Source organism: Pseudomonas sp. App30 (genome assembly GCF_047947025.1).
Classification (GTDB): Bacteria; Pseudomonadota; Gammaproteobacteria; order Pseudomonadales; family Pseudomonadaceae; genus Aquipseudomonas.
Map to the genome: position 1 here is coordinate 6,401,202 of NZ_CP133165.1, position 19,139 is coordinate 6,420,340.

Sequence of the window (19,139 nt, forward strand, 5' to 3'; positions counted from 1 at the left end):
CCGCTGCTACGGGGTGGTGTGGGGCAATGGCTGGAGGGTGGGGCGCAGGCCGGTGGATGCCAGTGCGGCTGCGGCGAGCAGTGCTACCACGCAGACCACCAGCGCGTCATGCATGCCTTGCATGAACGCCTGTGGCGCAGCACCGCGCACTAGGAAGCCGAACAGTGCCACGCCGGTGATGCCGCCCACCTGCCGCGCTGCGTTCAGCAACCCGGACGCTACGCCTGCGTGGTGCCGGGCCGCAGCCGCCAGCGCTGCGCCGGTGATGGTGGGGATGGTCAGGGCAATGCCGCCCCCTGCCAGCAGCATCGGCACTACCAGCCAGGCGAAGCCGTGGGCGGCCAAGGCTGGCAGCATCAGCAGGTAACCGAGCGCCGAAATCAGCAGGCCTGCGGTCGCCAGGCGCCGCCGGCTGGTTCGTTGCAGCAACCGGCCCGCGAGGATGTTCACTGCCATGAGGATCGCCATCATCGGCAGGAACGCCAGGCCCGTCTGCTCGGGCGTGAGGCGTTCAATGGTCTGGAAATACAGGCTCAACGCGAAGACCATGCCGTAGAACACCAGGTTGACCAGCACGCCGATGGCGTTGGCGCTGGCCAGCAGTGGGTCGCGCAGCAGCGCCAAGGGCAGCATTGGCCGCGCCGCCCGAGCCTCCAGCCACACGAACAGCACGCCACTCATTACGCAGGCCAGCGCGGCGACGATGATCATCGGGCTGGCCCAGCCCAAGGCGCTGGCCTGGGTCAGGGCAAACGTGAAACTGGCCAGGGTCAGCACGCCTGCCAGCTGCCCGGGCACGTCCAGGCTGCGTTGCGGCTGTACAGGGGAGCGGGGCGCGTGGCGGGCGGTCAGCCACAGGCCAAGCAGGCCAATCGGCACGTTGATGAAAAACAGGCTGCGCCAGCCCAATGTGGCAATCAATATGCCGCCTATCACCGGGCCGGCTGCCAGGGCGATGCCACCGCCTGCACCCCACCAGCCCACCGCACGGTTGCGCGCGGCTTCTTCCGGGAAGGCGTGTTGCAACAACGACAACGAAGTGGGCACCAACAGCGCGGCGCCCACCCCCTGGGCCAGGCGCCAGGTGATCAATGCGCCCAGGCCCTGTGCCAGGCCGCAGCCCATGGACGCCAGCGCAAACAGCGCGTAGCCCAGCATGAACACCCGCTTGGCACCAAAGCGGTCGGCGAGGGTGCCGGCCATCAACAGCAACGCGCCGAACACCATGGCGTAGGCGTTCACTACCCACTGCAGGTCAGTGACGCTGGCCGACAAGTCCTGACGCAAGGCCTGCAGCGCCACGTTGACCACGCTGACGTCCATCAGCACGATGAAAAAACCCAAGCAGGTGGCGAATTGAACCTTCCTGGCAGTGAAATTGAGCATAGGTGGAACCTCCCGAATGAAGGCCTCACGCTACCGCGACGGTATCTGTGCGAAAATTCCATATATGCGCACCGCTACCTGGAGAAAACGCACCGATGTTCGATTGGGAGAGTCTGCGAGTATTTCTTGCCATTGGCCACGCCGGCAGCCTGGCCGGTGCGGCGCGGGCGTTGAAGGTCGACCATGCCACGGTCAGCCGGCGCCTTGGCGCGCTGGAGGCCGAGTTGCAGGTGCGGCTGGTCGACCGCCTGCCCCGTGCCTGCCAGCTCACACCCGTGGGCTTGCAGGTGTTTGCGCTGGCCAGCGAGATGGAGGCCAGTGCGTTTGCCGTGCAGCGCGTGGTGCGCGCCGAACAGTCGCCGGCATCCGGCCGGGTAGTGCTCAGCGCGCCGCCGGTGTTGGCCAGCAACTTCCTCGCCGCTACCCTGCGCCGCTTCCAACAGCAGTATCCGCAGGTGCAGCTGTCCATCGTCAGCCAGGTCCACAGCGTGTCCCTGGGCCGCCGCGAAGCCGACATTGCCGTGCGCCTGTACCGGCCCACCGAGCCGGACAGTGTCACGCGCAAAGTCGGCAGCATGCCGTTCGGCCTGTATGCCAGCGTCAACTACGAACACCTGCATGCACCTGCGCAATGGCAGTTCATCACCTACGGGCCGGAGCTTGCCGACATGCCTCACCAGCAATGGATGATGGCCGTGGCCCAGGGGCGGCCGGTTGCCTGCGAAGTCACCGACCTCACCACCCAGCACGCTGCCGCCCGCAGCGGCGTGGGCGTGGCCGGGCTGCCACGGTTCATGGGCGATGCCGACCCGTTGTTGCAACGCCTGCCGTTCGAGGGCGAAGGGTTCGCCCGGGAGATCTGGCTGGTGCTGCATGCAGACCTGCGGCATTCGCCGTTGCTGCGCGCGGTGATGGCGTTCCTGGTGGACGTGATAAGCGAGACGTTCGACACCGCCCCGTAGCAGCTGCCGCAGGCCGCGTCCGGGTGCGCCGCGGTGTGCCGGGAACAGTGCGGTGCCTTGGACGCGGCCTACGGCCGCTGCTACGGGAGCGGTGTGCGCGATTGCTGTAGCCGCGTAGGAGCAACCGTCTTGAAACCGCGTTGACTGCATCGCGACTAAAGTCGGCTCCTACCCCGTGCGTGGTAGGAGCCGGCCTTGGCCGCGATGCAGACGACGCGATCAGCAGGTTGCGCGCGTCCCCGTAGCAGCTGCCGCAGGCGGCGTCCGAGTGCGCTGCGGTATGCCGGGAACAGTGCGGTGCCTTGGACGCGGCCTGCGGCCGCTGCTACAGGGGCGGTGTGCGCGATTGCTGTAGCCGCTGCCGCCAGGCAGCGTCGGGATCACGCGGCGCCTTCCAGCCACGCCTGCAACCGCGCCACTGCCTGCGGCCGGGTGCTGTGCTCGTTCACCGCCAGGTAATAGCCACGCCGGGTCGCGTAGCGGTGGGGCAGGGCCTGCACCAGGCGGCCGTCGGCCAGCAGGTCGGTGAGCATGTGCGGGCTGCCCAGGGCGATGCCGCGGCCTTCCAGGGTGGCGAGGATCTGCTGGGCGTGGTTGTTGAAAGCCAGGCGCGCGGGCGGCAGCGGGCCGCGCACCTGCATCTGGTCGAACCAGGCGGCCCAGTCGGCCACCGCCCAGTTGAAGCCACGCCAGTGCTCGCGGTCGAGGTTCAGCAGGCGCTCGCCCAGCAATTCATGGGGCTCGTGCAGGGTGCGGCCCTGCAGGTAGGCGGGGCTGCACAGCGGCACCAGTTCCTCATCCATCAAATGGCTCAGGCGCACGCCGTGACGCTGGCCGCCGTTGCCGCAGGTAATGGCCATGTCGACGTTTTCCGCGCGCAGGTCGATCTCGCGGTCGAAGGCAAACAGGCGCAGCGCCACCTGCGGGAATTCACGCTGGAAGGCGTCCAGGCGCGGCATCAGCCAGTAGGTGGCCATGCACACGGTGGCGGCGATGGTGATGGCGTCGCTGGCATCGCCGCGGATCTCGGTGCTGGCCTGGGCGATGCGCTCAAGGCTCTCGTCCACCGCTTCGAACAAGCGCTGGCCGGCGTTGGTCAGGGTGACGTTGCGGTGGTTGCGGATGAACAGCGGGTTGGCCAGGTGCTCCTCCAGCTGGCGAATCTGCCGGCTGACGGCGGCCTGGGTGATACACATCTCCTGCGCGGCCAGGGTAAAACTCTGTAGCCGCGCGGCGGCCTCGAAGACCACCAGGGCGGTGAGGGGCGGCAAGCGTCGACGCAGTCTTTCCATAATCTTTTCTCATGGCAACCGGCAGTTTTAATCGATTGCAGGCGCGGCCCGGGATTTGCTTTGATCAACAAAAAACATAGCGCTGACTTCGACTGCCCAGGAAACCGTGACCTAACGTTGAGGAACAAGCCAATGCATCTGTATAGCCCAAAAGCTTATGCCAGGCTCGCCGCCTTGTTGCTGGCCGCCACCACCCTGATGGCCCACGCCGCCGACGCGCCCGCCCCCATACGCATCGGCTGGGTGAACTGGTCCGACACCGAAATCACCGCCAAGCTGGCCCAGACCGCCCTGGAAGACCACCTCAAGCAGCCGGTGAAGATGGTGCAGGCCGACATCGGCATCCAGTTCCAGGCCCTGGCCAACGGCAACATCGACCTGATCCCCATGGTGTGGCTGCCCAACACCCACAAGGACTACTGGGACAAGTACAAGGACCGCCTCGAAGACCTCGGCGTGCTGTACGAAGGCCGCATCGGCTGGGCGGTGCCCGACACCGTGCCGGCAAGCGAGGTGGCCAGCGTCGAGGACCTGAACAAGCCCGAGGTGCGGGCCAAGCTCGACGGCCGCATCCTCACCTCCGAGGCCGGCAACGGCCAGTACAAGCTGTCGCTCAAGGCCATCGACGCCTACCAGCTGACTGGCTACAAGCTGGTGGCCTCGTCCGAGACTGGCATGCTCACCGAGATGGACCGTGGCCTGCGCCGCGGCCAGTGGGCGGTGATCAACGCCTGGAACCCGCACTGGATGTTCTCCAAATGGAAGCTGCGCTACCTGGCCGAGCCCAAGGGCATCTTCGGTGGCGCCGAGCAGATCCACGCCGTGGCGCGCAAGGGCTTCAGCCAGCAGCACCCGCAGGTGGCGTACTTCTTCGCCCATTACACGATGCCCCTGGCCGAACTGCAGGGCCTGATGCTCAAGGCCCGTGACAGCGGCACCGACCGCGTGGTGGCCGACTATTACGCCGCCAACAAACCCCGTTTCGACGCCATGTTCGACCAGGCGGCGCAGACCGCCAGCAGCACCCAGCCCTGATCCCGCCGCCATCGATGAGGATGCCCCATGGCCAGCGCCAACGATCCGCTGTTGCAACCCTTTGCCCTCAAGCACCTGCACCTGCGCAACCGCGTGGTCAGCACCTCCCACGAGCCGGCCTATTCGGAAGACGGCATGCCGCGCCAGCGCTACCGCCTCTACCATGAGGAAAAGGCCAAGGGCGGCGTGGCCCTCACCATGATCGGAGGCTCGTCGATCGTCGCCGCCGACAGCCCACCGGCCTTTGGCAACCTGCACCTGTACAAGGACGAGGTGGTGCCATGGCTGGCGGAACTGGCCGACGGCGTGCACCAGCACGGCACCGCAGTAATGTGCCAGCTGTCGCACCTGGGCTGGCGCGCCAGCAACTTCACCGATGACTGGCTGCCGCTGATGTGGCCCCAGCGTGGCCGCGAGCACTCGCACCGCAGCTTCGCCAAGCAGATGGAGGACTTCGACATCGCCCGCATCGTGCGCCAGTACGCCGACGCCGCCGAGCGCTGCAAGGCCGCCGGCCTGGATGGCGTGGAGATCGAAGCCTACGGCCACCTGTTCGACGCCTTCTGGAGCCCCGACAACCGCCGCGACGACGGCTACGGCGGCGGCCTGGAAGGGCGCCTGCGCTTTCCCCTGGAGGTGCTGGCGGCCATGCGCAAGGCGGTCGGGCCGCAGTTCATCATCGGCGTGCGCATGGCTGTGGAGGAGGACATGCCCGGCGGCCTGGGCCAGGAAGAGGGCCTGACCATCGCCCGTACCCTGGCCGACCACGGCATGGACTTCATCAGCGTGATCAAGGGCCGCATCGACAGCGGCGAGGCCCTGGCGCGGGTCATCCCCGGCATGGGCACCCCGGCCGGCCCGCACCTGGAACTGGCCGGCGCCGTACGCCGCGCCGTGCCCGTGCCAGTGATGCACGCGGCGCGCATCAGCGACGTCGCCACTGCCCGCCACGCCCTGCGCGAAGGCCTGGTGGACCTGGTGGGCCTGACTCGCCCGCACATGGCCGACCCACACCTGCTGGCCAAGGTGGCCGCCGGCCAGGAAGAACGCATCCGCCCCTGCGTGGGCGCCAGCTACTGCATCGACCGCATCTACATTTCCGGTGAGGCCCACTGCATCCACAACCCGGCCACCGGCCGCGAGGCACGCATTCCCCAGGTCACGCCCCCCAGCACCACGCCCGGCCGCCACGTGGTAGTGGTTGGCGCCGGCCCCGCGGGCTTGGAAGCCGCGCGGGTGTGCGCCGAGCGCGGCCACCGCGTCAGCGTGCTGGAAGCCGGCGACCAGGCCGGCGGCCAGGTGCGCGTGGCCGCCATGCCGCTACGCCGCCGCGAGCTGATCGGCGTGGTCGACTGGCGCCTGGCCGAGTGCGAGCGGCTGGGCGTGAGCGTTCGCTATAACTGCTACGCCGAGGCCAGCGACGTGCTGGCCCTGGCCCCGGACGTGGTCGTCATCGCTACCGGCGGCGTGCCCGACTGTGAGTTCCTCGAGCAGGGCAACGAGCTGGTGCGCAGCAGCTGGGACGTGCTGACCGGCGACTTCAAGCCCCAGGGCGAGGTGCTGGTGTTCGACGGCAACGGAGCGCACCAGGCCCTGAGCTGCACCGAAGTACTGGCGCAGCAGCCCGGCGTGCACGTGCAGTTCGTCACTGGCGAAGCCATGCTCGGCCCGGACGTGGGCGGCCTGAACATGCCGGCCTACCTGAAGGTGTTCGTCGAGCACAACGTGCAGCAGACCTTCAGCCAGCGCCTGGTGGCCGTGCGCGCCGAAGGCGGCCGCCGCGTGGCGCGGTTGTGGTGCGAGGCCACGCGCCAGCACTACGAACGGGTGGTGGACCACGTGGTGGTGGAGCACGGCACCCTGCCGCTGGACGACCTGTACTTCGCCCTGAAAGCGCAGTCACGCAACCGTGGCGAGCTGGACCAGCAGGCGTTCATCGACGTGCGCGAGCAGGCGTTGGTGGCCAACGCTGATGGCCGCTTCCAGCTGTTCCGCATAGGCGATGCCGTGGCCAGCCGCGACATCCACGCTGCCATCTACGATGGCCTGCGGCTGTCGCTGGCGCTGTGATACCTGTGGCCGCTGCCTGGGGCAGCGGCCACACTAAGCGCATTTGCGGAACACATGCCATGAGCCGTGCTGCGCGTAGAAGTCTGTTTGATTTCATCTGTGTTGGTTTTATTTTGCTTATTACAGTGCAATTTGGATTTGATATTGTTGCTGAATGTCAATTGGTAAGTGGCACTTGTGTGAATGTTTGATAGCCGCACTAAGTAAGCTATCCAGTCAGGCATTGTAGGAAATGTCACCGCGTGCTGTAGGGTACCTCGTAAATCCCCCGCCATGGCTAGTAACTGTCTGCGCATTGGTCTACTGTTTTGTTCGCCGTTTCCCTTGAAAATACTGGCTTGGCCCGTATTGCGGGCGTGTGGCAGAGAGGCTGCGCTGATCATCGGTTTCGATGATTTTTGTTACGAAGAAACAGTGTCTGTGTCGGCAGGTTCTCCAATATAAGTACTGGCGGCGTCTGGCGCTAAAGCGCTTAGGTGGCGTAGGTAACAAGTTGTATCCCAGTGCGCACCGGTTGATTAATGGATGACCCCCACCTTGAAGAGGGAACTGAACCATGAAACATCCGGAAGTTATCGTGCCGGTCGCGTTCGAACACACGAGCACCGCGACCTGCACGCCAGGTTGGTACATCAAGAGCACCGAATACAACCCTGCCAGGGCCACGTTCGAGCCCTTGGTCAATGGTGAGGAGGCGTTTGGCGCTGTTCACTTGGCCATTGCCGAGGCTGTCCAGAGCATTGACATCATTTGCTGGGGTTTCCAGCCCTCCATGTATTTCATCAGGGATGGCCAGGCGCCCAGCATCGGTGAATTGCTGAAGACGAAAGCGGCGCAGGGTGTACGGGTACGGGTACTGGCCTGGGAAATGCCGCTCAACCTGGCAGGCGTTGGGGGCGAGGCCAACTTGCCCGGCAAGGGCAAGTTCAGGGTTGGCAGCCACGCCATGCAAAGTTCCACGCCTGCACAGTATGCAGAAGACCGGGCCTGGTTCGATGCTTATGCAATCGCCGATGGCCGCGCGATGCACGAAGTTGCGCGGGGTATTCCGGTGTTGGTCAGCCGCGGTTTCAGTCTGCGCGAGCGGCGGGAAATCTTCGCGGATGTCAAGAACAACAGCCTGGATGCTGATATCAGCAAAGGCACTCGGCTCGCGCATGCGGCAGCGCCGAGCCACCATCAAAAAAGCGTTATCGTTGATTTCGAGGTACCGGAAGTCGCGGTCGGGTTCGTCATGGGCCACAACATGCTCGACGAGTACTGGGACACTGAAAAGCACTCCGGGCTCAACCGTACCCCGGCAACCAAACCCGCGCCGAATCGTGGCGCGCGGGGAAATACCCCTAGGCAAGACATTTCCAGCCGAATCAGCGGCCCGGTATTGGCCGACCTGCACCATAACTTCGCCACGGCCTGGTTCAAGGAAACCGGCGAAGACCTGCTCGTCGCCCGCAATGCGGCGCAGATAAAACCCACACTCAAGTATCGGCATGGCGTTACCCGGCAAATGGCCCAGATGCTGGTGACCCAGCCCCAGAGAGACCCCGCGAGCCCCGACACGGAAAGCCGCAAGGAAATTCAGGAAGCCTACCTGCAGGCCGCCAACAACGCCGCGCAGTTTATCTACATCGAAAACCAGTACTTCCGCTGGCCGCCGTTGGCAGAGGTGATCAAGGCCGCAGCGGCCAACCAGGTGAGGGATGGGCGCAATCCGGATGAACACGGGGTTGTTCACCTTTTCGTTGTCACCAACGCCAGTGAAGAGGGCATAGGGCCGGGTGCGTTGAATACGCAGCGGATGCTCGAAAGCCTGGGGCGCGCAGACACCATTCCCAAGGTCACCCAACTGCGGCGCATCAAGGCAGCGCGGGACAACGCCCCACCCAAGCCAAGGCCGGACCTGCGCGACTCGATTGGCCAACGCGAACTCAAGGAATGGCAGGCCTCGCTGAACAAACAGGTCGAGGCAATAAAAGACCAAAAGTTGGAAATCGAGGAGATTCCTGGCCTGAAAGTTCACGTGTGTTCGCTGGTAGCGCCCGACACCCCGGAGGGCACGGAGTGGATGCCGGTGTATATCCATTCCAAGTTGATGATTGTTGATGATGCTTTCACGACGCATGGTTCGGCGAATGTGAATACTCGGAGCATGCAAGTTGATAGTGAATTGAATATTGCCCATGAGTGGGTAAGTGTGACTAAGGCGCTGCGGCGGAGGTTGTGGGGGATGCATACGGGGATGGAGGGGGCGCAGGATGATGCGGGCGAAGCGTTTAAGAGTTGGGGAGAGATAATTCGTAAAAATAAAGATTTATTGCGTGAAAAAAAGACGCCTTATGCGCCGTTGGTAGAGTTCTTTTATGAGAAAGAAACGCTTGTGGATTTGGACTAATGCGTAGATTGCTTTTGTTTTTGGCTTTGGGGCTGGCGGCCTGTCATCAAAACCCCATTGCCTATAATGTAGAGGATGTTTCTGTGAGCCCGATTTCTGAGTTAGAGGCTGGATTGAAATTTAATTGTGCTCATGAAGCTATTCCCGCGCCATCCGATGAGGCTGATCTGGTTTTTAAATATGCCCGTTGGTTGCAGAAAAATAATGAGCTAAAACGAGAGTCCGCAAAGAATGTGGAGATCGAGCGCCTTTATCGGATTGCCGCAGAAAGCGGTCATTATAAGGCCAAGATTAATTTGCAAAATGGCGCCATGCGTCGTCAATTCAAGTTGAAAGGTGAAGAGTACCAGCGGTTCAGTCAGGAGCTTATCGATGCAGATGTTGCGACGGGTTACTATTTTGTAGCACGCTTCGTCAAGCATGGTGCGTTCGGGCTCAGGGAAGATCCTGAAATGGCGCAGCGCTATTATCGCAAGGCTGCGGATAAGGGCAGTGCCCAAGCCCAACAATATATAGCTGACCTGCTCGCACCCATAGACATCGCGCCGGAGATTGCCCGGCAACTGCGCCGCTGCGCTGCGGAACAAGGTAACGGTGACGCAGCCGTGGATTTGGCAATTAATTTTGCTACAAATGGGCATTACGAGAAGGCTGTTGAAGTATTTCAATTGGGTGTGGCTGCTGGGAGTCCTGTTGCAGCGTCATTTTTGGAGAAGGGATTCAAAGGTCCCCCTCCCGAAAATAAGCTTTATTTTCTAGGCCTTGAGAAAGACGTGGAACGGGCCGCTCGTTACAAAGAAATAGGCGCGCGCCTCAGTGGCTTCTCCTATGCCGGGAGTGTCAGAAATTTTGTGTTCGGGCATAACATGAGTAAGAGGTGCATGCATGCCAACCAAAAAGAAAACCCCGCTCCGCGAGCTACCAAAAATCCCGAAAGAGCTGCTGGAGCAGTTCGTTGACGGGCCAATGACGGCCGAAGCTATCGAGGATGCCTCTGCGGCGTTCAAGAAGGCCCTGATTGAACGAGCTTTGAGTGCCGAACTCGGCCATCACTTGGGCTATCCGCCGGGCGCGCAGCGCCCAGAGGATGAAACCAATCACCGTAACGGCAAAACCGGCAAGACGGTCTTGACCGGTGATGGGCCCATCCGACTGGAAATCCCGCGCGACCGGGACGGCACTTTCGCCCCCATTCTGATTCCCAAGCACGAGCGCCGTTACACCGGTTTCGACGACAAGATCATCGCCATGTATGCCCGTGGCATGACGGTCAGGGAAATCCGTGCGTTTCTCTCCGAGCAATACGGCACGGACGTTTCGCCTGACTTCATCAGCTCGGTAACCGACGAGGTGATGGCTGAGATCGGTGCGTGGCAACAGCGGCCCCTGGAGCCTATGTACCCGGTTATTTTCTTCGATGCGCTGCGGGTCAAAATCCGCGAAGAAGGACTGGTTCGCAACAAGGCGGTCTACCTTGCGCTGGGTGTTTTGCCTGACGGAACCCGCGATATCCTGGGTATCTGGATCGAGACGACCGAGGGCGCCAAGTTCTGGATGAAGGTCTTCAACGACCTCAAGACGCGGGGCGTGGAAGATGTGCTGATCGCCGTCACCGACGGGCTCAAGGGCATGCCAGAAGCGCTGGCGGCGGTTTATCCGCAGACGACGCTGCAGACCTGCATCGTCCACTTGATCCGCAACAGCCTGGATTACGTGGCCTGGGACAAGCGACGCGAGTTGACCAAGGCGCTCAAACCCATCTACCAGGCGCTGAACGCCGAGGTAGCTGAGCAGGCGCTGAACGACTTTGAAGCCGGCCCTTGGGGCAAGCAACACCCCACCGTGGTTGCAGCCTGGCGGCGGGCGTGGGACCGGGTCATCCCGTTCTTCGTGTTCCCACCAGCCATACGGAAGGTGATCTACACCACCAACGCCATCGAGAGCATAAACTCCCAGCTGCGCAAGATTATCAAGACACGAAGCCACTTCCCTACGGACGAGGCGGCGACGAAGCTTATCTGGCTGGGATTGCGAAATATCACGGCAAACTGGGGCAATGCGGCTCAGGATTGGAAGAGTGCGATGAATCAATTCGCGATTCTGTACGGTGATCGGTTTATCAGGCCGACCTGGTAAGAGCACGGCCTGCCTGACGGCAGGCCGTTACCGGCTCGTACACAAAATATCTGACAGTCCCCCTATGCCCATCCCACAGTCCCTGATGTCAACGAAATTGTCCCCCTGCCGCCCGCAGAACTCCCCGAGTGGGATGGCAAACTTCAGTGGGTCAAGGACCGCAAGGCCAACATCCCGCCACCCAAGCCTAGCGAAGAACTGATCCTGCGCCTGGCCAACGCCAAAAAGCTCGACCCGGCCACCGGCAAGCCACTCCCCAGTTCCCCCGACTTCACCCAGGCTAACTTCCCGCAGCAAATCTGCTACCCCGGCGAAGCCTGCCCACAGGCCGGACACTGGAAAGTCATTTGGCCGTCGCTGCGCAACGTCAGGCCGAAAGAGGTGATTCGCTACTTCAATGAAGGCGATATTTTTCCGCTGCAAACGGTGGAACGCTACCACCTGCGCCCGTGGCCGCTGCGTGACAAGACCACATTCCGCGAAGAGGCGGTTGAGTGGGGGCTAATTGGATGAGCCACACCGTGAGCATCACCTGACCAATCGCCGCTGTCATACAAGGCCTCGCGGGCAGATCAGATCCCGCTGACCTGGCATTTGCGCACGGAACTGGGCGTGGGGCCGGTAGCGATGTTAAAGCTTCTCGGCTTCAGTTTGCCGCGCGCCAGGTGTCAACGACAGGCACGGTTAAAAAAAGACCGCTTCGCCGCACCCGCGATAGCAAAACTGTAACAATTAGTTGATAGGATCCAAGCCCCTTTTTTCAGCGGAACAATGGACTGATGCGTCGTGTGGTGTTCAATCAAAAAGGTGGCGTTGGCAAGTCGAGCATCGCCTGCAATCTCGCCGCGGTCAGTGCCGCCGAGGGCTACAAGACGCTGCTGGTGGACCTGGACCCCCAGGCCAACTCCACGCATTACCTGACCGGGTGCGTGGGCGAGGCGATTCCCATGGGGATCGCCGATTTCTTCAAGCACACCCTGTACCCGGGCGGGTCGGGCAAGAAGTACAAGGTGGCGATCACGCCGACGCGCTATGACAACCTCGACGTGATCACGGCTTCGCCCGAGCTGGCCGACCTGCAGGCCAAGCTGGAGGCCAAGTTCAAGATCAACAAGCTGCGCAAGCTGCTGGTGGACTTGTCCGAGGACTACGAGCGCATCTACATCGACACGCCGCCGGCGCTGAACTTCTACACCTTCAGCGCGCTGATCGCCGCGCAGCGGGTGTTGATTCCGTTCGACTGCGACCTGTTCTCGCGCCAGGCGCTGTACAACGTGGTGGCCCAGGTGGCTGAACTGCGCGCCGACCACAACGAGACGCTGGTGGTGGAGGGCGTGGTGGTGAACCAGTTCGAGAGCCGCACCAGCCTGCACCAGACGCTGGTGGACGAGCTGATTCAGGAAGGCCTGCCGATGCTGCCGGTGTACCTGAGCAGCACGGTGAAAATGCGCGAGTCCCACGAGGCCGGCGTGCCGATGATTCACCTGGCACCGCGGCACAAGTTGGCGGTGCAGTTCCAGGAGTTGTTGGCGACGCTGGAGCGTGCGGCCTGACATTGGCCTGGCCGCGGCTTCAGTGACGCCGCCTGGCGGCAGCTGCTACGGGGTGATGGGCGCGCATTTGAGCAGCGCGCCGCTGCGCAGCTGCTCGGTCACGCTGACGATGTCGGCGTAGAACGCCCGGTCCTGCTCGGCCACCGGCACCACGCTGCGCACCAGGTCGTACACCGCGCGGGTGGCGCTGGCGGCCTTGTCCACGGCGTGGAAGTCCAGGGCCTGGCAGCCGACCAACACCTCGATGGCCAGCACCGACTCCAGTTTCTGCGACACCTTGTAGGCCTTCATCGCCGCGTTGTAGGCGAAGCTGACCGGGTCTTCCTGGTTGCCGCAGGTGGACACGCTGTCCACCGACGCCGGGTGCGACAGCACTTTCATTTCCCCCAGCAGGCCGGCGGCGGTGTACTGGATGATCATGTAGCCGCTGTTGAGCCCCGGCTGGCGCACCAGGAAGGCGGGCATTTCGCTGAAGTGCGAGTTGACCATGCGGTCGGTGCGCCGCTCGGAGAATTTGGCCAGGTTGGTCATGGCCACGCACAGGGTGTCGGTGGCCATGCCCACGTAGGAACCGTCGAAGTTGGCGCCGGAAATGGCCACGCCGTCGCCGTTGCCGGTGGGGTAGATCACCGGGTTGTCACCGCTGGAGCACAGCTCGGCCTCCAGGGCCTGGCGGGCGAACTCGATGAACTGCTTCACGGCGCCGTGCACCTGGGGGATGGCGCGCAGGCTGTAGAAGTCCTGCAGGCGGTGGTCGATGTTGTCGGCAGCCAGTTGGCTGTCGGCCAGCAGCGCGCAGAGGGTGCGCGCAGTCTGCGCCTGCAACGGGTGGGCCTTGACCGAGTGGTAGCGCGGGTCATAGGCGCGCACGGTGCCGCGCAGGGCTTCCACCGACAGCGCTGCGGCCAGGTCGGCGACGCGCGCAGCCTGGGTGGCGTTGTACAGCGCCAGCAGGCCCAGGGCGGTGACCGAGGTGGTGCCGTTGAGCATCGCCAGGCCTTCCTTGGTGTGCAGCTGCGTGGGGCGCAGGCCCACCTGGCGCAGGGCCTCGCCGCCATCCAGCCAGTCACCATCGGCCACCCGCGCGCGGCCTTCGCCCAGCAGCACCAAAGCGATGTGGCCTTCCACGGCCAGGTAGCCCACTGACCCTTCGCCGGGGGCGAACGGCATCACGTCGTGGTTGAGCACGCCGGCAATCAGCTCCAGCAGTTCCAGGCGCACGCCGGAAAAGCCCTTGCCCAGGCTGACCAGCATCATCAGCGCCACGGCGCGCACCTGCTCGCGGTTCAACGGCTCGCCCACGGCCACGGCGTGGGAGCGGACGATGTTGGTCTGCAGGGCGCGGGCGTCCTCGGGGGCGATGACGTGGCGCACGTTGTCGCCGAAACCGGTGGTCACGCCGTAGACCAGGCGGTTCTCTTCAAGGAAGCGGTGCACCAGCTGGCACGAGGCGTTGACGCGCGCCTTGTAGGCATCGCTGAACGCCACCGTGGCGCCATGGCGGGCCACGGCGACGAAGGCGTCGAGGCTGAGGTCGGTGTCGCCCAGCACCACGTGCTGGATTGAGTCGGGATAGCGGTTCATCAGTCACTCCACCTGGCAAATGGCCCCCGTCGTGGGGGATGGGAATAGCCTTCGGGGCGGAACCAGTGAAGATAAGATGGCTAAAGCTGCGCTGTTGTTTAGAATACCTAAACTATTGAAGGAGGCGCCGATGACGCCATTGCCACCCTTGCGGGCCATGGAGATATTCGAAGCGGTGGGCCACTGCGGCGGCATCACCCAGGCAGCGCGGCGCCTGGGGATTTCCACCGGCGCGGTCAGCCAGCAGATGAAGCTGCTGGAGCAGGCGCTGGGCATCAGCCTGACGGTAAAAGTCGGGCAGCGCCTGCAACTGAGCCCCAACGGCCAGCGCTTTCATGCGCGTTGCAGCGCGGCGTTCGAGACCCTGCGCCTGGGCGTCGACGAGGCCCACCGCGCGCGCGACCCGCACAGCCTGTCCATCAGTGGGCTGCCGTCGCTGCTGGCGAAGTGGCTGGCGCCGTTGATGCCGGAATGGGAGCAGCAGCACCCAGGGGTAAGCGTGTACCTGGACAGCACCCTGAACGAGGACCTGCTGGCCGACGGCGTGGATTTTCGCATTGGTTATGGCGACAGCCCACAGCCCGGCGAGCATGCCGCGGTGCTGTTCCACGACTGCGTGGTGCCGGTGTGCGCGGCCAGCCTGTGCGGCTCCTGCGCGACGCCGGCGGCGCTGGTGCAGCTGCCGTTGATCCGGGTCGACTCACGGCCCAAGTTCGACTCGCCGCCGTCCTGGGAGAGCTGGTTCGCCAGCGCCGGCGTGGCCGTCGAGCAGCGGTTGCGGCAACCACGCACCTATTCCTCCACCAGCCTGGCCATCGACGCGGCGCTGCTGGGGCAGGGGGTGGTGCTGGCGCCTTATGCCATGGTCAGCGGGCTGCTGGCATCCGGGCAATTGCTGATGCCCTACGCCCATGCGCTGCCCTTGGCAGCGGCGTATCAGCTGCGCTGGAGCAGCGATGCCTTCAATAAGCCCCAGTGCCGCAGCTTCCACCGCTGGCTGGTGGCCAAGGGCAAGGCCCAACAGGCACCCCACATCCCGTAGCAGCGGCCGCTTTTGTGGGAGCTGGCTTGCCAGCGAGCTTTTCGGGCCTCAACAGCTCGCTGGCAAGCCAGCTCCCACGGTGTTTCAATGGGATTCGTTGTCAGCTGCGCGCCAGCGGCCAGCCGTCGATGCGCTTGCTGCGCGGCGTGGCATAGGTGCGCACCTTGGAGGTGCTCAGCCCCAGCCGCACCAGGGATTCGGCCAGGGTCACGGCGGCGGTCACGCCGTCCACCACCGGCACGCCGGTGGCTTCGCGAATCAACTCATCCAGCCCGGCCATGCCGCCGCAGCCCAGGCAGATCACCTCGGCCTTGTCGTCGCGCACCGCCTGTTCGGCCTGGGCGACGATGGCGGCCACCGCGCGGGCCGGGTCTTCTTCCAGCTCCAGCACCGCCAGGCCGCTGGCGCGCACCGAGGCGCAGCGCTGGTACAGGCCGGCCAGGCGCAGGCGGTCCTGGATCAGCGGCACGGTGCGGTCCAGGGTGGTGACTACCGAGTAGGCGTGGCCCAGCAGCATGGCCAGGCTGGCGGCGGCTTCGGTGATGTCCACCACCGGCACGTTCAGCAGCTCCTGCAGGCCCTCGCGGCCGTGCTCGCCGTAGCCGGCCTGGATGACCGCGTCGAACGGTTGGTCGTAGCGCATCACCGCGTCCATCACGCCGATGGCGGCCATGTAGCTTTCGAAGTTGCCTTCCACCGACTCGGCGCCGAAGCGCGGCGTCAGGCCGACGATTTCGGTGCCCGGTGCGGCCACGCTGCGCGCCTGCTCGGCGATGGTGGCGGTGATGGATTCAGTGGTGTTGACGTTGACGACAAGGATACGCATGGAGGACCTCATTGGCAGGAATCAGTGGCTGGCGTTGTCGACGGCGATGCACTCGCCGCTGACGTCGGCGAACGTCTGGTGACGGTCGCTGATCAGCAGGTAGACGGCCGCGGCAATGGCAGCGCCGAACAGCCAGGAGAACGCCGACACGGTGGCGAACGCCGGCACCAGCGCCAGCACGATGGCGATGATCGCGGCCGGCAGCACCGCGGCCACGGCGCGTGGGTTGATGCCGCGGCGGTAATGGTAGGCGCCGTCGCTGGCCTCGGTGTACAGCTGCGGCACGTTGACCTTGCCGCGGCGCAGCAGCCAGTAGTCGGCGCTGATGATGCCGTACAGCGGGCCCAGCAGGGCACCCAGGCCGGCCAGGAAGTACTGGATCACCACCGGGCTGTTGTACAGGTTCCACGGCAGGATCAGCACCGCCACCGCGGCGCTGATCATGCCGGCGCGGCGGAAGGTCAGCAGGCGTGGCGCCAGGTTGCTGAGCACGAAGGCCGGGGCGACGAAGTTGGCCATGATGTTCACCGCCACGGTGACGATCAGTAGCGCCAGGCAGCCCAGCACCAGAAACGCGGTGTGGGGGATGGCCTGGATGATCTGCGTGGGGTTCTCGATGGTCTGGCCGTCGATGGAGAACTGCGCGCCGCAGAGCAGCACCGTCACCACGGCGAAGGCGAGGATGTTCACTGGCAGGCCCCAGAAGTTGCCCACGCGGATGCAGCGCCGCGACGGCGCCGAGCGGGCGAAGTCGCAGAAATTGAGGATCAGCGTGCCGTAGATCGCCAGCCACAACGCGCCCCCGGCGAAGATGCCGCGCCACATGGCGGCGCCTTGCAGCGGCTCGCGAATGGCCCAGCTGATGTGGCCGCCCACGCGGCTGTACATCCACGCCGCCAGCGCGGTCATGGTCAGCAGGATCACCGGCCCGGCGAACGCTTCGTAGCGGCGCACGGTTTCCATGCCGTAGGCGAGGATCACCAGCTGCACCAGCCAGATGCTGATGAAGCAGCCCCAGCCCAGGCTCGACAGGCCCAGCAGCAGGTTGTGGTCGTAGGCGGCCAGGCTCGGTGCCAGGGCCGTGGCCAGCACCTTGAGCACCACCGAGGCCAGGTAGGTCTGAATGCCGAACCAGGCGATGGCGATGACCGCGCGCACCAGCGCCGGCAGCTGCGCGCCATGAATGCCGAAGCTGATGCGGCTGATGACCGGGAACGGCACCCCGGTCTTCTGGCCCATGTAGCCGGACAGGTTCATGAAGCCATACACCAGCGCCGCACCGATCAGCAGCGACAGCAGAATCTGCCAGCCGCCCAGGCCCATGGCGTACAGGCCCATGGCGAAGGAGTAGTTGGCGATGTTGTGCACGTCGTTGGCCCACAGCGAGAAGATGCTGTAGCCACCCCAGCGCCGGCCTTCCTGGCGGGTGGGGGCCAGGTCACGGTTGTGCAGGCGCGGGCTGAGGGCCGGCACCTCATGGTCACGCAGGTGTGCGGGGGCTAATTCGGCTAGGGAGGACTCGGCAGGGCTGTTCAGCTGCATCGGTAGGGCTCCACGTTATTGTATTTATGTATACAAGTTGGTGGTTTCGGTAAGCCATTTTTGTGCCAGTTGTGTGAACTGTTTTTTCGATGGTCTTGTTCGTAGCGCCACAGAGGGTTGATTTGCAAGGAAACATAGAGGTTTGGTGGGAACAGCAGTCAGGGAAATCATGCCCAAGCGGTCAAGAAAGTATTGTATACAATCATGTTACCCATGGTGACAGGGTGGCTGTCCACGACCGCTGCGCCCCTGATCAGGGCGGCGCTTCCCCATTTTGGGGCGATTGGTAACCGCACCGGCCTGTAGCAGCGGCCGCAGGCCGCGTCCTGGCCCCCCCCCCCGACTAAACCTTCCGTGCACCGTGTAGTCAGTCTTTCTATAGGCCCACCCGCGGGCCCTGCAGGAGGTCAACCATGGCTAGAGCCATCTGGAAAGGCGCCATCAGCTTCGGCCTGGTGCACATCCCCGTGGCGCTGACCACGGCCGTGTCCAGCGAGCGCATCGATTTCGACTGGCTGGACAAGCGCAGCATGGACCCGGTGGGCTACAAGCGCATCAACAAGGTCACCGGCAAGGACATCGACAAGGACAACATCGTCAAGGGCGTGGAATACGAGAAAGGCCGCTACGTGGTGATCAGCGAGGAGGAGATCCGCAAGGCGCGCCCGGAAGCCACCCAGACCATCGATATCTTCTCGTTCGTGACCGCCGGCGAAATCCCCCTGCAGGCCTTCGAGACCCCGTACTACCTGGCCCCGGACAAGCGCGGCGGCAAGGTCTACGCGCTGCTGCGCCAGACCCTGGACAGCACTGGCAAGGTGGCCCTGGCGCGGGTGGTGCTGCACACCCAGCAGCACCTGGCGCTGATCCGCCCGCTGGAGGACGCGCTGGTGATGATCACCCTGCGCTGGCCGAGCCAGGTGCGTGGGCTGGAAGGGCTGGAGCTGGACAGCAGTGTCACCGAGGCGAAGATCGACAAGCGTGAACTGCAGATGGCCAAGCGCCTAGTGGAGGACATGAGTGGCAGTTGGACGCCCGAGGAGTACCAGGACGACTTCAAGCAGACCATCATGGACCTGGTGGAAGAGAAGGCCAGCAAGGGCAAGATCGCCACCGTGACCTCGGTGGACGAACAGGGCGAGCAGAAAGGCGCGGACATCCTCGACCTGACCGACCTGCTCAAGCGCAGCCTGGCCGGAAAAAAACCGGCGCCCAAACGCGCCAGCAAAAAAGCCTCCTGATAGCTACGTCCGACATTACATCGGGTCGCCTGCATCGCGACTTAAGTCGGCTCCTACGCCGTCCGTGGTAGGAGCCGA

At 64.0% G+C, this 19,139-nt stretch carries 15 protein-coding genes and 1 pseudogene; 11 read left to right on the forward strand and 5 right to left on the reverse strand.

Going from position 1 to position 19,139, the window contains the following annotated elements; translation table 11 throughout:
• Positions 1 to 6: 6 nt before the first annotated feature.
• On the reverse strand, positions 7 to 1,386 hold the full coding sequence (locus RAM80_RS29565; RefSeq protein ID WP_416423911.1) for an MFS transporter: 1,380 nt from the start codon (positions 1,384 to 1,386) through the stop codon (positions 7 to 9).
• Between the two features lie 95 nt (positions 1,387 to 1,481).
• On the opposite strand from RAM80_RS29565, the gene RAM80_RS29570 reads away from it, so the two are divergent.
• Positions 1,482 to 2,348, forward strand: coding sequence for a LysR family transcriptional regulator (locus tag RAM80_RS29570; RefSeq protein ID WP_416423912.1), 867 nt, complete (start codon positions 1,482 to 1,484; stop codon positions 2,346 to 2,348).
• 380 nt (positions 2,349 to 2,728) lie between these two features.
• Here RAM80_RS29570 and RAM80_RS29575 read toward each other — a convergent pair whose 3' ends face one another.
• Positions 2,729 to 3,640: a LysR substrate-binding domain-containing protein gene (locus RAM80_RS29575; RefSeq protein WP_416423913.1), complete on the reverse strand. Its 912-nt coding sequence runs from the start codon at positions 3,638 to 3,640 to the stop codon at positions 2,729 to 2,731.
• A 132-nt stretch (positions 3,641 to 3,772) separates the two neighbouring features.
• Between RAM80_RS29575 and RAM80_RS29580 the strand changes: the two genes are divergently transcribed.
• The 8 genes and pseudogenes from RAM80_RS29580 (at position 3,773) to RAM80_RS29615 (ending at position 12,826) form a co-directional block, all read left to right on the forward strand.
• The gene (locus tag RAM80_RS29580) at positions 3,773 to 4,675 is read left to right on the forward strand and encodes a glycine betaine ABC transporter substrate-binding protein (RefSeq protein ID WP_416423914.1); all 903 of its coding nucleotides are present in this window, start codon (positions 3,773 to 3,775) and stop codon (positions 4,673 to 4,675) included.
• A 27-nt stretch (positions 4,676 to 4,702) separates the two neighbouring features.
• Positions 4,703 to 6,745: an FAD-dependent oxidoreductase gene (locus tag RAM80_RS29585; protein ID WP_416423915.1), complete on the forward strand. Its 2,043-nt coding sequence runs from the start codon at positions 4,703 to 4,705 to the stop codon at positions 6,743 to 6,745.
• A 556-nt stretch (positions 6,746 to 7,301) separates the two neighbouring features.
• Positions 7,302 to 9,137, forward strand: a complete 1,836-nt coding sequence (locus RAM80_RS29590; RefSeq protein WP_416423916.1) for a phospholipase D-like domain-containing protein — start codon at positions 7,302 to 7,304, stop codon at positions 9,135 to 9,137.
• A complete protein-coding gene (locus RAM80_RS29595) occupies positions 9,137 to 10,096 on the forward strand; it encodes a tetratricopeptide repeat protein (RefSeq protein ID WP_416423917.1) in 960 nt (319 codons plus the stop codon). Before RAM80_RS29590 ends, RAM80_RS29595 begins: the two co-directional genes overlap by 1 nt.
• Positions 10,023 to 11,273 (forward strand): IS256 family transposase, encoded by a 1,251-nt coding sequence (locus tag RAM80_RS29600; protein WP_416423269.1) that lies wholly within the window; start codon positions 10,023 to 10,025, stop codon positions 11,271 to 11,273. Before RAM80_RS29595 ends, RAM80_RS29600 begins: the two co-directional genes overlap by 74 nt.
• Before the next feature lie 105 nt (positions 11,274 to 11,378).
• A pseudogene (locus tag RAM80_RS29605) lies at positions 11,379 to 11,468 on the forward strand (DUF6396 domain-containing protein); the annotation flags it as partial.
• A gap of 186 nt (positions 11,469 to 11,654) precedes the next feature.
• Entirely contained in the window at positions 11,655 to 11,786 is a 132-nt protein-coding gene (locus RAM80_RS29610; RefSeq protein ID WP_416423918.1) for a hypothetical protein, read from the forward strand.
• 266 nt (positions 11,787 to 12,052) lie between these two features.
• Entirely contained in the window at positions 12,053 to 12,826 is a 774-nt protein-coding gene (locus tag RAM80_RS29615) for a ParA family protein (RefSeq protein ID WP_416423919.1), read from the forward strand.
• A gap of 45 nt (positions 12,827 to 12,871) precedes the next feature.
• On the opposite strand, the gene RAM80_RS29620 is transcribed toward RAM80_RS29615, so the two are convergent.
• Positions 12,872 to 14,410, reverse strand: a complete 1,539-nt coding sequence (locus tag RAM80_RS29620) for an HAL/PAL/TAL family ammonia-lyase (RefSeq protein WP_416423920.1) — start codon at positions 14,408 to 14,410, stop codon at positions 12,872 to 12,874.
• A gap of 130 nt (positions 14,411 to 14,540) precedes the next feature.
• On the opposite strand from RAM80_RS29620, the gene RAM80_RS29625 reads away from it, so the two are divergent.
• Complete coding sequence (locus tag RAM80_RS29625) at positions 14,541 to 15,452, forward strand: LysR substrate-binding domain-containing protein (protein ID WP_416423921.1); 912 nt, start codon at positions 14,541 to 14,543, stop codon at positions 15,450 to 15,452.
• Between the two features lie 100 nt (positions 15,453 to 15,552).
• On the opposite strand, the gene RAM80_RS29630 is transcribed toward RAM80_RS29625, so the two are convergent.
• Together RAM80_RS29630 and RAM80_RS29635 are read right to left on the reverse strand one after the other, a co-directional pair.
• Positions 15,553 to 16,278 (reverse strand): aspartate/glutamate racemase family protein, encoded by a 726-nt coding sequence (locus RAM80_RS29630; protein ID WP_416423922.1) that lies wholly within the window; start codon positions 16,276 to 16,278, stop codon positions 15,553 to 15,555.
• 21 nt (positions 16,279 to 16,299) lie between these two features.
• A complete protein-coding gene (locus RAM80_RS29635) occupies positions 16,300 to 17,820 on the reverse strand; it encodes an NCS1 family nucleobase:cation symporter-1 (protein ID WP_416423923.1) in 1,521 nt (506 codons plus the stop codon).
• A gap of 413 nt (positions 17,821 to 18,233) precedes the next feature.
• On the opposite strand from RAM80_RS29635, the gene RAM80_RS29640 reads away from it, so the two are divergent.
• Positions 18,234 to 19,061 carry a Ku protein gene (locus RAM80_RS29640; RefSeq protein ID WP_416423924.1) on the forward strand — a complete coding sequence of 276 codons (828 nt, stop codon included), beginning with the start codon at positions 18,234 to 18,236 and terminating at the stop codon, positions 19,059 to 19,061.
• The last annotated feature ends 78 nt before the right edge of the window (positions 19,062 to 19,139 follow it).

Excerpts from the sequence above, each read along its gene's own strand:
- RAM80_RS29590 (WP_416423916.1), top strand. The coding sequence starts at position 7,302 with ATGAAACATCCGGAAGTTATCGTGCCGGTCGCGTTCGAACACACGAGC.
- RAM80_RS29600 (WP_416423269.1), top strand. The coding sequence starts at position 10,023 with ATGCCAACCAAAAAGAAAACCCCGCTCCGCGAGCTACCAAAAATCCCG.
- RAM80_RS29640 (WP_416423924.1), top strand. The coding sequence starts at position 18,234 with ATGGCTAGAGCCATCTGGAAAGGCGCCATCAGCTTCGGCCTGGTGCAC.
- RAM80_RS29635 (WP_416423923.1), bottom strand. The coding sequence starts at position 17,820 with ATGCAGCTGAACAGCCCTGCCGAGTCCTCCCTAGCCGAATTAGCCCCC.
- RAM80_RS29625 (WP_416423921.1), top strand. The coding sequence starts at position 14,541 with ATGACGCCATTGCCACCCTTGCGGGCCATGGAGATATTCGAAGCGGTG.
- RAM80_RS29570 (WP_416423912.1), top strand. The coding sequence starts at position 1,482 with ATGTTCGATTGGGAGAGTCTGCGAGTATTTCTTGCCATTGGCCACGCC.
- RAM80_RS29615 (WP_416423919.1), top strand. The coding sequence starts at position 12,053 with ATGCGTCGTGTGGTGTTCAATCAAAAAGGTGGCGTTGGCAAGTCGAGC.
- RAM80_RS29620 (WP_416423920.1), bottom strand. The coding sequence starts at position 14,410 with ATGAACCGCTATCCCGACTCAATCCAGCACGTGGTGCTGGGCGACACC.
- RAM80_RS29585 (WP_416423915.1), top strand. The coding sequence starts at position 4,703 with ATGGCCAGCGCCAACGATCCGCTGTTGCAACCCTTTGCCCTCAAGCAC.
- RAM80_RS29595 (WP_416423917.1), top strand. The coding sequence starts at position 9,137 with ATGCGTAGATTGCTTTTGTTTTTGGCTTTGGGGCTGGCGGCCTGTCAT.
- RAM80_RS29580 (WP_416423914.1), top strand. The coding sequence starts at position 3,773 with ATGCATCTGTATAGCCCAAAAGCTTATGCCAGGCTCGCCGCCTTGTTG.
- RAM80_RS29575 (WP_416423913.1), bottom strand. The coding sequence starts at position 3,640 with ATGGAAAGACTGCGTCGACGCTTGCCGCCCCTCACCGCCCTGGTGGTC.
- RAM80_RS29565 (WP_416423911.1), bottom strand. The coding sequence starts at position 1,386 with ATGCTCAATTTCACTGCCAGGAAGGTTCAATTCGCCACCTGCTTGGGT.
- RAM80_RS29630 (WP_416423922.1), bottom strand. The coding sequence starts at position 16,278 with ATGCGTATCCTTGTCGTCAACGTCAACACCACTGAATCCATCACCGCC.